Genomic DNA, 11,784 nt, shown 5'->3' on the forward strand with positions numbered 1-11,784 from the left:
AGTTGCTGAATTATGACAATAGCATGTGGAGGGAAATAGAATAGATCAAAACTTCGACAAGACTGATTTTAACTTCCGTATCAAATCTAACTCTTGTAATCAGATATGCTCAGCCGTTGTTTACAAAAACCATACTCATGTTCCTGGTTTGAGCAGATGATAGTGAGGCGACCTGTTGCAAACTGTTCAACCAGGCTTAAATACCAATCCACCCCCTGATGATCAAGGTTGGAGGTTGGTTCATCGAGCATCAGCATGGGGGTATCGGCACAAAAAGCCAGGATCAGCTTAAGGCGCTGTTTCATGCCCGATGAAAAATATTTAATAAGCTTATGCTCGCTTTTGGGCAGGTTTAGCAAATTGATCAGGTGCTTTTTATCAACACCCTCTTTGTAAGTTTTAAACTTGAAATGAAAATCAACCATTTCACTAAGCGTAAATTCCTCAATTACTTCCAGGTATGGGGCGGCAAGGCTTAAATATTGAAATACTTGATCAATCTCGATCTGTTTTTCCTGGAATGTAAAGTCAATAGTACCAATTGACGGGGAAAGACTGCCATTTAAAATCTGTAGCAAGGTAGATTTTCCCGAACCATTTGGCCCAAGTATGGCATATGATTCACCGCTGGTAAACGTATGGTGTATCCCCCTGAAAATCCAATCGCGGTTAAAGCGGCGGCCAATATTATTTAGGGTGATGGTCATGAGTAGTCTGAATCAGAATTTACAGAATTATAGAATGGGCAGAATAGAGAATGTTGAACAAATTTACAGGATTCTGTTAATTCAAAAATCCTGTAAATTCTGATTCAGACAATTTAGCTATTCCCAAAACCTTTCATGATACCTCTCTGCGAATTTTGCAGGAAGTTGATGATCTCATCGCGTTCCACACTTGGTGTAAACTCAGCTTCGATGATATCAAGGGCCTTACTTACATTATATTTTTTGAGGAACAGGATACGATAGATCTCCTGGATTTCATTGATAGTAGCAGCAGAAAACCCTCTGCGGCGCAAACCAACCGAGTTGATACCAACGTATGATAATGGCTCCCGACCAGCTTTGGTAAACGGCGGCACATCCTTACGTACCAACGATCCGCCGGAGATCATGCTATGCGCACCAATTTCAACAAACTGGTGAACGGCTGATGATCCGCCAATAAAGGCGTAATCATATATATTGATATGCCCTGCCAATTGTACCGCATTTGCAATAATCACATTATCGCCGATAACACAATCATGCGCTACGTGCACATATGCCATCAGCAGGCAATTACTGCCAATGGTGGTGGTATTTTTATCCAAAGCAGTACCACGGTTAAGTGTTACACACTCACGAATGGTTGTATTATCACCTATAGAAACAGTGCTTTGCTCGCCTTTATATTTCAAATCCTGGGGTGGCGCAGATACTACGGCTCCCGGAAATATACGGCAGTTTTTCCCTATACGGGCGCCATCCATGATAACCGAGTTGGAGCCTATCCAGGTACCCTCGCCAATTTCAACATCTTTATGGATAGTAACAAAAGGTTCAATCACCACATTATCGGCTATTTTAGCCTGTGGGTGTATATATGCTAAAGGCTGGATCATACTTCTGTTCCTTTTACTTTTACAATTTGTGCCATTAATTCAGCTTCAACAACAACTCTGTCGCCAACCATACCTACGCCCTTCATAGTCGCAATACCTCGTCTGATAGGGGCCAGCAGATCGCAAATATAAATAATAGTGTCGCCAGGTACTACTTTACTTTTAAAGCGGGCATTTTCTATCTTCAAAAACAGGGTCAAATAATTTTCTGGATCGGGTACCGTATTTAAAACCAGAATACCCCCGGTTTGTACCATACCCTCAATTTGAAGCACACCCGGAAATATAGGGGCGCCCGGGAAATGACCTTTAAAAAACTCCTCGTTGATGGTTACATTTTTCATGCCCACAACATGGCTTTTGGTCAATTCTAATATTTTATCTATCATTAAAAAAGGCTGCCTGTGCGGTAGCATACCCATAATTTCAACCGTATCAAATACAGGCTTGGCATTAGGATCATACACTTTAACCTGCTTGCGGCTTTTTTCTTTTTTAATTAATGTTTTTATTTTTTTTGCAAAGGCCACATTAGCAGCATGGCCGGGGCGGGCAGCCATAATGTGCCCTTTAAGCGGCACACCAACCAGGGCCAAATCGCCTATCATATCCAGCAGCTTGTGCCTTGCAGGCTCATTCTGGTGGCGTAATTCAATATTATTAAGAATTCCCTGCGGGGCTACATTAATATCTTTACGGTTAAATAGTTTGGCAAGGTGGGCAAGCTCTTCTTCGTCCACTTCTTTATCAACAACCACAATGGCGTTGTTAAGATCGCCACCTTTAATTAAATCATGCTTTACCAACATCTCTAACTCATGCAGGAAGCAAAAGGTACGGCACGATGCAATTTCCTTTTTAAACTCACTTATAGTAGATATACTGGCGTGCTGACTTCCCAACACCTGCGAGTTATAGTCAACCATACAGGTAAAACGGTAATCATCCAAAGGCATGGCCACCATTTCTACTTTGCGGTCGGGCTCAGAGTAATGAATATTATAAGGGATGTGGTAATATTCGCGGTCTGCTTCCTGTTCAACCAGGCCGGTTTCCAGTATTACATCAACAAACTGTATCGAACTGCCATCCATGATAGGCGTTTCGGGCCCATCCATATCAATTAGTACATTATCAACCTCTAAACCTACTAATGCAGCAAGTACGTGCTCCACTGTATTTACCGTAGCACCGTTTTGTGAAATAGTAGTACCGCGTGATGTATCTGTCACATTATCAACATCCGCGTCAATTATAGGCGAACCGGGCATATCAACCCTCCTGAATTTATAGCCGTGATTTTCGGGTGCAGGGTTAAATGTCATGGTTACCCTTTGACCGGTATGTAGGCCGGTGCCCGAAACCGAAACAGGTGTTTTAATGGTTCTTTGTTTTACATTCATTTTTTGTAGCGTTCATTGGTTCATTTGTTCATTAGTTCATTGGTGAATAGTTCATTATTGCCATCAGAAAAGACCAATGAACCAGTGAACCAGTGAACGTTTACCGAACTATTGCCCCTTCTTTAATTCGATAATTATTTTTTCTAATTCGTTTATTCTTTTCTCCAACTCGGGCAGGCGGTTTATGACCACATTTGAACGCATATTGGCGTTGTATGGTGCAGCCGGACTGCCGGCCCATTTTTTACCCTCTTCGGTAATGTCGCGGCTGATACCCGATTGGGCCTGTACCTGCGTACGGTTTGCTATGCTGATGTGACCAACTAAACCCACCTGGCCGCCCATAATTACGTTTTCGCCAACCTTAGTACTGCCTGATATGCCTGTTTGGGCCGCAATTACTGTATTAGCCCCAATCTCTACATTATGGGCTATCTGTATCAGGTTATCCAGCTTTACGCCCTTGCGTATCACTGTTGACCCCATAGTGGCTCTGTCAATGGTAGTGTTTGATCCCACCTCCACATCATCTTCCAAAATCACGTTACCGATTTGGGCAACTTTGGTATAGGTACCATCGGGATTGGGGGCAAAGCCGAAGCCATCACTACCAATCACCGCGCCTGAGTGCACCACAACGTTATTACCTATCACGCAATCAAAATAAACGGTAACACCCGAGAACAAGGTAACGTTGTTTCCAATGGTTACATTATCAGCAATGTTAACATTGGGGTATATTTTACAATTGTCGCCAATTTTGGCGTTAAGCCCAATGTAGGCAAACGCACCTATATAGGGTTCGGCGCCAATTTGTGCAGATGGGTGGATAAAGCAGGGCTGTTCGATGCCTTTTTTATTGAGCTTGAAGGTATTATATTTTTCCAGCAGAACCGAAAATGAACTGTAAGCATTCTCCACCCTGATCAGGGTAGCAGTAACAGGTCCGGTTAGCTGCAAATCATTATTTATAATAACTACCGATGCGTTTGTAGTATATAAGTACTGCTCATACTTAGGATTGGCCAAAAAAGAAAGACTGCCGGAAGTGCCTTCTTCGATTTTGGACAGTTGATGAACGGTTACCGAAGGATCACCTTCAACAGTTCCGTTAAGAAGAAAACTTATATCCTGGGCAGTAAATTGCATCGACAAATTTAAATGTTAAAATTAAAGCAGCAAATAATTAATTGTGAGTATCAAGTATCAAGTAGTTAGTATCAAGATAGCTGCATTGAAGCGCCCCAAAATCTTGATACTTGATACTAACTACTTGATACTTCAATTAACTCCTTACTATAGCAAAGTATATATTTTTTTACCGTTTTAGCTAATGCCTCTAAATTTGAGTTATCGCTTGCGGTGGTAATATCATGTACATGACCATCCTTCATCAATATGCCAATATTGCCATCGCCGGCAGTGTAGGCATTATTACGTATGGATGTAGTGAAAACAAAGTAGCCAGCATCCTGCTCACTTACGCTATATTTTTGCATCGCTTTTTTAATGAGCGAACTTACAAAGGCCTTATCCGGGCGTTTGTTGCTGATATCTACCTGATACAATTTACGCTGTATCAGGTTTTGTGATAGGGTTGATAATATAAAATCATGATGCCCGGCCCAAACCTTTACCGCGGCCATAATATCGGTATCATCCAAACCCGCAAAAGTATCCAGGTGATGATCTTCGTTCATGAAAGCATCCCTGCTGATGTGGCCTTTAATAAAATGCTTTAAAGCGGGTGTGGCAAACAGATCCTCGCCCTTTAAGGTAAGCTCACGGCAGCGTTTAAAAATTTTTACCAGTAATTCTTCGCCGGCAACCACTGCTTTGTGCAGGTAAACCTGCCAGTACATCAGTCGGCGGGCAATCAGGAATTTTTCTATCGAATAAATACCTTTAGCATCTACCACTATAAGATCGTCCTTAACGTTCAGCATTTTAATGATCCGCTCTGAGCTGATCACACCTTCTGATACACCTGTAAAAAAACTGTCGCGGTTAAGGTAATCCAGCCTATCCATATCCAACTGGCTTGATACCATCTGATGCAGAAACCTACGAGGGAAAGTATCATTAAAAATACTGATAGCCATGGTTAAACGCCCGCCAAATTGCTCGTTGAGTTTATTCATGAGCATTGATGATATATCCTCATGATCAATGCCTTCAATAATAGTACGCTCCAGCGCGTGCGAGAACGGACCATGACCAATATCATGCAATAATATAGCAATGGTAACCGCTTCCTCTTCCTCATCGCTAATATTGTGGCCCTTGTTACGCAAGGTTTCAATAGCCATATCCATAAGGTACATTGCACCCAGCGCATGATGGAAACGCGTATGCAGCGCGCCGGGATATACCAGGTGTGTCATTCCCAATTGCTTGATATACCTTAATCTTTGAAAGTAAGGATGCTCAATCAGGTCGAATATCAGCTCTGTTGGGATGCTGATAAAACCGTAAACCGGATCGTTTATTATTTTCTTTTTATTCAATGGGATCAATAAAGTGCAAAAATGTAAAACAAAGGTAAAATAAGCGCCCGATGTTTGTTAAATTTTGTTAATACCTTTACTCAGTGACAACAAAACCGTCCCTTTGAGGTTTTATTGTCTGAATCAGAAACGTCTGAACCGTAACTCATCGAATTAAAGAATTATTTGAATTTTACTTTAATGGTGAATATTTGGCAAGCAGATAGTTCTGTTTATTCTTAATTCGATAAGTTCCGGTTCAGAAATAATTCTGATTCAGACTACTTAAATACAGATATTATGCAAGATACAACCATTTTATGGGCTGATGACGAAATTGACCTGCTACGACCACATATACTTTTCTTAAACGAAAAAGGCTACAAGGTTACAACCGTAACCAATGGCAACGATGCTGTTGATACTTTTAAGAGCGGCTATTTCGACCTGGTTTTCCTGGACGAGAACATGCCTGGCCTTACCGGCCTGGAAACACTGCAGCAGATCAAGAACATTAATAACGATGTGCCTATAGTGCTGATCACCAAAAACGAGGAAGAATATTTAATGGAGGATGCCATCGGTTCAAAGATTGATGATTACCTTATCAAGCCGGTTCACCCCAAGCAGATCCTGCTTACCATTAAAAAACTTACCGAAAACAAACGCCTGGTTACCGAAAAAACAACCATGGCTTACCAAATGGATTTCCGTACGCTGGGGATGACGCTTAACGATAACCTGAGCCACCAGGAATGGGTTGACGTTTACAAAAAACTCATCTACTGGGAGCTGGAACTGGAAAAACTGGAAGATGCTGGCATGCACGAGATATTAACCATGCAAAAAGCTGAAGCCAATACACAGTTTTGCAAATTTATTGAACGTAACTATTTAAACTGGATAAAAAATCCGGATTCGGCGCCTACCAGCTCGCCGCAATTGTTTAAAAAGAAAGTGTTCCCTAAAATGGATGGCAAGGGGCCTTTGTTTTTTATCCTGATAGATAACCTGAGGTTTGACCAGTTTAAGATCATCAACCCCATAATTTCTGAATATTTCAGGTTAGAGGAAGAGGATACTTATTACAGTATTTTACCTACAGCCACCCAGTATGCCCGTAACTCCATTTTTAGCGGCCTGATGCCTTTGGATATGGAAAAAAGATACCCGCAGATGTGGCAAAATGATGAAGATGAAGGAGGTAAAAACCTTTTCGAATCTGAATTTATTGCCGATCATTTAAAACGGGTGTTAAAAAGAGACTGCAAATACTCTTACCATAAAATACTTAACATTGATGAAGGCCGGGCCTTGAATGAATCGGTAAGTAACCTGATGAATAACGAGCTGAATGTGGTTGTATACAACTTTGTTGATATGCTATCACATGCCCGTACCGATATGCAGATGATTCGGGAGCTGGCCAGTGATGATGCTGCTTACCGTTCATTAACCTTATCATGGTTTGAGCACTCGCCTTTGTTTGATCTGCTTAAGTTTTTGGCACAGAAACAAGTACGTGTAATTATTACTACAGACCACGGTACCATCCGCGTAAAAAACCCAAGCAAAATAGTGGGCGATAGGAACACCAATACCAACTTACGTTATAAACAAGGTAAAAACCTTAATTATAATGCTAAAGAAGTATTCCACATCCGTAACCCGCATGATGCTATGCTCCCTAAGCTGCACTTAAGTTCAAGCTTTGTGTTTGCCAAGGAAGACAGCTATTTTGTGTACCCGAATAACTATAACCACTTTGTTAACTTTTATAACGAAACCTTCCAGCATGGAGGCATCTCGTTAGAGGAAATGATAATACCGGTTGTAACCTACGGGCCCAAATAGGAAAGCCCCTCTAAATCTCTCCGCTGATTAGCGGAAGACTTTAAAAACATAAAAGGAAAGGCCAATCGTTTTGCGATTGGCCTTTCCTTTTATGTTTGATATTTTTAAATTCTGTAAAGCACAAATCAAAAAGCTCCCCTTCAGGGGGTTGGGGGGCTCTACTTCTTTTGCTTATCAGCAAAAGCGAATACCTTTTGCAATAACGGCGTTGTGCGTGCACCAAGATTTTGGCGAATATCCAACTCTTGTTTGGCTATCTCCAGAAATAAACCATCAATAGCTTTTTGGGTAACATAATCGCTGATATCGGGATTAATCTTAGATACAAATGGTACTTTATTGTAGGCCTGGGCTGCATCCGTATAGTATTTTGTAGCACCTGTTTTGTTTAAACTTAACTGCACAACAGGTTTAAACTTGTCTGATAACTGCAGGGTTGTTGTGCGCTTAAAATATTGAGTTGCAGCATCTTCTTTACCCAATAAAATATTGGTAACATCCTGCAAGGTCATTTGCTTTATAGCACTGATAAATATGGGTTTTGCCTGTACAGCGGCATCTTCTGCAGCATGATTAAGGGAGCTTATCACATTATCACAAAGACTGCCTAAGCCAATACTTCTAAGTGTTTTTTCTGCTTTTTGAGCTTGGGGCGGGAAAAGTATCTTAACCTCCGCGTTCTTCAAAAAACCATCCACTGCCGATAGTTTATCTGAGCTTTTACCGGTTCCTATTTCAAGGGCCTGTTTAAGGCCGTTGCCAATTTCAAGTGTTGTTGGGTTACCCCCTGGGTTTGTTACTGCTGCCTGGGCTACCTGGTTCAGCGTATCGCAACTGCTAAGTGTTATAAAGAACAATAAAACAGTTATTGATAATATTATTTTTTTCATAGTGGCTAAAAGTAACAAAAATGCCTCCAAGTATTTGGAAAATTATCCTATCGCTTTTAATAAGGCAAATACACCGGCAGCAATCAGGGCAGAGATTGGGATGGTAATTATCCAGGCCCAAACCAGGTTAATGGTTACACCCCAGCGTACTGCAGAAACACGTTTGGTTAAACCAACACCGATAATTGAACCGGTAATAGTATGAGTTGTTGAAACCGGAATACCAAATCTTTCGGTAATAAAAAGGGTAATGGCACCAGCTGTTTCGGCACTTACGCCTTCCAGTGGGGTTACCTTGGTGATCTTTGATCCCATGGTTTTAACGATCTTCCAGCCACCAGACATGGTTCCGGCTGCAATGGCAGAGTAACAAGCCAATGGTATCCACTCGGGCATTGCTGCGCCTGGCTGAATAATTTTTGCAGCAATTAAGGTTACATATAATATCCCCATTACCTTTTGCGCATCATTACCACCGTGTGCAAAACTTAACGCCGCTGCCGATACCAACTGCAATCTTTTAAACCAGCGCTCTGCCGTAGTAGGCCTTGCTCTTTTACAGATGTTTAATATTAAAATGGTTACTATATATGCTATAATTAAACCAATAAAAGGAGCTAAAACTATATATGCTACAATGGTAAGCACATACTTCATTTCAATAGCATGCAGGGCATTTGCACCCATATAAAGGGCATTGGTCATACCTGCACCTGCAAAGCCACCAATAAGTGTATGCGATGAGCTTGAAGGGATACCAAACCACCAGGTAATTAAATTCCACGAGATAGCGGCAATTAAGCCGGCTAATATTACATGCATGGTTACATAATGTTCCAGTACAATTTTTGAAACTGTATTGGCAACTTTATGATCCTTTATAAAAAAGTAAGCGGCAAAGTTAAACACCGCTGCCATGAGCACAGCCTGGAAAGGTGTAAGTACTTTAGTAGATACTATGGTAGCGATGGAGTTGGCAGCGTCATGAAAACCGTTTGTGTAATCAAAAACAAGAGCAAGTACAACAACAACGACAAGTAGGGAAGTAACCATTTAGTGATGATTAGGATATGCTTAAGCGTTTTTAACTAAAATTGATTCCATTACGTTGGCCGCGTCTTCGCACATATCTGTAGCGGTTTCAAGAGCGGCAAGTATCTCTTTATATTTTATAAGTCTGATAGCATCCTTTTCGTACAGGAACAGATCTGCCACGGCGCGGTCAAATACATAATCAGCCTGGTTTTCCACGCTGTTTATCCTAATGCATGAATCGGCAATGTTACGTACGTTACGCAAATCTTTTAATTCGCGTACAGCTTTTTCCAGATCAATACTGGCTTGCAAAATCAAATCAGATAGTTTGCGGATGTGCTCATTAAAATCATCTATCCTGTAAAGGCTCATGCGGTTAGCAGCACCTTGTATATAATCGGCAACATCATCAATAGCGGTAGCTAAAGCGTGGATGTCTTCACGATCAAACGGCGTAATGAAGTTTTTACCCAGCTCCAGATATATCTGGTGTGTAAGTTCATCCCCTTTGTTCTCCAGCTTGTCAATCTGTTTAAACAACTCCTCGCGGGTGGTGGCGTTGTTTGAGTTAACCGCTTCAACCAATATAGTACCCATGGTTACTACATTGCTGGCCGCTTGCTCAAATAAAGGAAAAAATATTTTTTTATCCTTTGGTACAAAATACTGGAAAATGCTGTTAAGTGACATATTGCTTTAAATTGGGGTAAAGGTACGGTTGCTATGTTAAATTAATGTTAACTTTTTAACACTGGTATATTTGGGAAAGGTAAAGTTTGTTTTGCTCTTTGCAAAGTAAAACCAAAGGTAGATCCCAACCCCTCGGTACTGCGTACATTAATAGTTTGCTGGTGTGCTTCGATAATATGTTTTACAATAGCCAGCCCCAAACCCGAACCACCAATTTGCCTTGAACGGCTGGTATCGGTGCGGTAAAAACGTTCAAACAGGCGCGGCAGAAATTTCTCTTCTATACCAATTCCATCGTCAGTAACTTCAACCAAAACCTGGTCATGCAGTACAAACAGGCTTACTGATGTGTTGCCTTCCTCTTTGCCGTACTTAAATGAATTATCTATAAGGTTCACCAAAACCTGCCTTATTTTTTCCCTGTCGGCGTATACAATAATGCCTTCATCATATTTTTGTTTAAAGATCAGCTTAATCTTGTATTGCTTGCCCTTAATCTCCAATGATTCAAACACCTCTTTTATAAGATCATTGATCTTAAATTTGGTATAATTTATAGGGATCTCGCCCGATTCCAGCTTGGATATCTCATCCAGATCCTTAATCAGGTAACTTAAACGATCAACATTTTTTGAGGCTTTCTCCAAAAACTGCCTTGCCATTTCACGATCATCAAAATCATCATCCTGCAGGGCTTCTATATACCCCTGTATAGCAAAAAGCGGTGTTTTAAACTCGTGCGATATATTGGATAAAAAATCCCGGCGAAATTTTTCCTGCTTGCGCAATTCATCAATTTCTGATTTTTTTTGCTTCGCCCATTCTTTTACTTCCTGCTCAACATCATCAATTGGGTTGGCAGTTACATGCTCGCCAAGGGCATCGCGGAGGTCTCGCCCCAACTTCAGGTTATGGATAAGCTTATAAATAAGTTTAATGCGCGAGTAAATATACTTTTCTATGAGGTAGTAAAATACAATGTAGCTTACGACAAGGGTAGCCGTAAAAGTGATCATAACATCGTACCATTTGTGTTGAAAATAAAAGTTTACTGCCGACAGCGTTATTGCTACGCCTGTTGCGGTAACTAAAACCAATACGCGCAAATTCATAGCGTAAAGCTACGATTTATAGATCACTAACTGCCAGCGGAAAGGCCACTTCCATGTTAAATTAAAGTTATCAATTCCTGCATTTTTTAGCAGGGTTAATAATTCGTGCTTTTTAAACGCCCGCTTTACTGATAAAGGACCATCATAGCGAACCATTTTATTTCGGGTTAAAACATGGGTTATCACTATAACCGCGTAGTATAATAACCAATGCCGGTGCAGATCGGTAATAATGATGCCTTTGCCGGCAGATGCATGCATATTTTTGATCATCTGTATCCAATGCTCATCATCAAAATGATGCGTAAACAGGCTGCTGATAATGATATCGTGTTTGCCCAGCAAATGAATATCCTTTATCACATCGGCTTGTACATAGCTGATATTATTAAAGCCCTTTGATGCCTTGCCTGCAAAATTGATTGCCGCGGGGGCCGCGTCAATACCCGTAAGTTTTAGGTGAATTTGCTGATGCTTAGCCCAATTGGCAATGGCAATCAGCGTGTCGCCACCACCACAGCCCCAATCACTAACCGAATAACCATTATACACCGGAAATTTTTTGAGGCTGTCTATTATACTATTATGCCCGCCAAACCAGGAGTTTACTTTACCTAACCCCTCTAAGACCGGGGCTATTTCATTATATGGCAAATAGAGATCATCCATGATCTCGGCATCAAAAACGCGGATTGATAAATCGGGCAT

11 protein-coding genes are annotated in these 11,784 nt (G+C 41.1%); 1 reads left to right on the forward strand and 10 read right to left on the reverse strand.

The annotated features are described in order from the left end of the window. Positions 1-86 precede the first annotated feature (86 nt). The 5 genes from AC1D0K_RS16670 to AC1D0K_RS16690 form a co-directional block, all read right to left on the reverse strand. A complete protein-coding gene (locus AC1D0K_RS16670; RefSeq protein ID WP_477393399.1) occupies positions 87-707 on the reverse strand; it encodes an ABC transporter ATP-binding protein in 621 nt (206 codons plus the stop codon). 113 nt (positions 708-820) lie between these two features. Then, the gene (lpxA, locus tag AC1D0K_RS16675) at positions 821-1,606 is read right to left on the reverse strand and encodes an acyl-ACP--UDP-N-acetylglucosamine O-acyltransferase (RefSeq protein ID WP_295721786.1); all 786 of its coding nucleotides are present in this window, start codon (positions 1,604-1,606) and stop codon (positions 821-823) included. Further along, positions 1,603-3,009 carry a bifunctional UDP-3-O-[3-hydroxymyristoyl] N-acetylglucosamine deacetylase/3-hydroxyacyl-ACP dehydratase gene (locus AC1D0K_RS16680; protein ID WP_477393397.1) on the reverse strand — a complete coding sequence of 469 codons (1,407 nt, stop codon included), beginning with the start codon at positions 3,007-3,009 and terminating at the stop codon, positions 1,603-1,605. The genes lpxA and AC1D0K_RS16680 overlap by 4 nt, the downstream gene beginning before the upstream one ends. A gap of 108 nt (positions 3,010-3,117) precedes the next feature. Beyond that, the gene (lpxD, locus tag AC1D0K_RS16685; protein WP_477393395.1) at positions 3,118-4,158 is read right to left on the reverse strand and encodes a UDP-3-O-(3-hydroxymyristoyl)glucosamine N-acyltransferase; all 1,041 of its coding nucleotides are present in this window, start codon (positions 4,156-4,158) and stop codon (positions 3,118-3,120) included. A gap of 116 nt (positions 4,159-4,274) precedes the next feature. Then, positions 4,275-5,516: an HD domain-containing protein gene (locus tag AC1D0K_RS16690; protein ID WP_477441980.1), complete on the reverse strand. Its 1,242-nt coding sequence runs from the start codon at positions 5,514-5,516 to the stop codon at positions 4,275-4,277. Between the two features lie 279 nt (positions 5,517-5,795). On the opposite strand from AC1D0K_RS16690, the gene porX reads away from it, so the two are divergent. Beyond that, a complete protein-coding gene (gene porX, locus AC1D0K_RS16695; RefSeq protein WP_295721794.1) occupies positions 5,796-7,349 on the forward strand; it encodes a T9SS response regulator signal transducer PorX in 1,554 nt (517 codons plus the stop codon). A 158-nt stretch (positions 7,350-7,507) separates the two neighbouring features. Here porX and AC1D0K_RS16700 read toward each other — a convergent pair whose 3' ends face one another. From AC1D0K_RS16700 to AC1D0K_RS16720, 5 genes are read right to left on the reverse strand one after another with little or no spacing between them, the layout of a single operon-like run. Next, complete coding sequence (locus tag AC1D0K_RS16700) at positions 7,508-8,239, reverse strand: DUF4197 domain-containing protein (RefSeq protein ID WP_477391060.1); 732 nt, start codon at positions 8,237-8,239, stop codon at positions 7,508-7,510. 42 nt (positions 8,240-8,281) lie between these two features. Continuing rightward, the gene (locus AC1D0K_RS16705; protein WP_295721798.1) at positions 8,282-9,292 is read right to left on the reverse strand and encodes an inorganic phosphate transporter; all 1,011 of its coding nucleotides are present in this window, start codon (positions 9,290-9,292) and stop codon (positions 8,282-8,284) included. Positions 9,293-9,313: 21 nt separating this feature from the next. Continuing rightward, entirely contained in the window at positions 9,314-9,964 is a 651-nt protein-coding gene (locus AC1D0K_RS16710) for a DUF47 domain-containing protein (protein WP_295721800.1), read from the reverse strand. Between the two features lie 47 nt (positions 9,965-10,011). After that, positions 10,012-11,076, reverse strand: coding sequence for a sensor histidine kinase (locus tag AC1D0K_RS16715; RefSeq protein ID WP_477391063.1), 1,065 nt, complete (start codon positions 11,074-11,076; stop codon positions 10,012-10,014). Positions 11,077-11,085: 9 nt separating this feature from the next. Beyond that, the gene (locus tag AC1D0K_RS16720) at positions 11,086-11,784 is read right to left on the reverse strand and encodes a methyltransferase domain-containing protein (RefSeq protein ID WP_477391065.1); all 699 of its coding nucleotides are present in this window, start codon (positions 11,782-11,784) and stop codon (positions 11,086-11,088) included.

This window comes from Mucilaginibacter sp. P1_A3 (genome assembly GCF_056406855.1).

Bases quoted from the DNA above. Each gene is read 5' to 3' on its own strand.
- AC1D0K_RS16700 (WP_477391060.1), bottom strand. From the start codon at position 8,239: ATGAAAAAAATAATATTATCAATAACTGTTTTATTGTTCTTTATAACA.
- AC1D0K_RS16715 (WP_477391063.1), bottom strand. From the start codon at position 11,076: ATGAATTTGCGCGTATTGGTTTTAGTTACCGCAACAGGCGTAGCAATA.
- porX (WP_295721794.1), top strand. From the start codon at position 5,796: ATGCAAGATACAACCATTTTATGGGCTGATGACGAAATTGACCTGCTA.
- AC1D0K_RS16680 (WP_477393397.1), bottom strand. From the start codon at position 3,009: ATGAATGTAAAACAAAGAACCATTAAAACACCTGTTTCGGTTTCGGGC.
- lpxA (WP_295721786.1), bottom strand. From the start codon at position 1,606: ATGATCCAGCCTTTAGCATATATACACCCACAGGCTAAAATAGCCGAT.
- AC1D0K_RS16710 (WP_295721800.1), bottom strand. From the start codon at position 9,964: ATGTCACTTAACAGCATTTTCCAGTATTTTGTACCAAAGGATAAAAAA.
- AC1D0K_RS16670 (WP_477393399.1), bottom strand. From the start codon at position 707: ATGACCATCACCCTAAATAATATTGGCCGCCGCTTTAACCGCGATTGG.
- AC1D0K_RS16705 (WP_295721798.1), bottom strand. From the start codon at position 9,292: ATGGTTACTTCCCTACTTGTCGTTGTTGTTGTACTTGCTCTTGTTTTT.
- AC1D0K_RS16720 (WP_477391065.1), bottom strand. From the start codon at position 11,784: ATGCCCGATTTATCAATCCGCGTTTTTGATGCCGAGATCATGGATGAT.
- lpxD (WP_477393395.1), bottom strand. From the start codon at position 4,158: ATGCAATTTACTGCCCAGGATATAAGTTTTCTTCTTAACGGAACTGTT.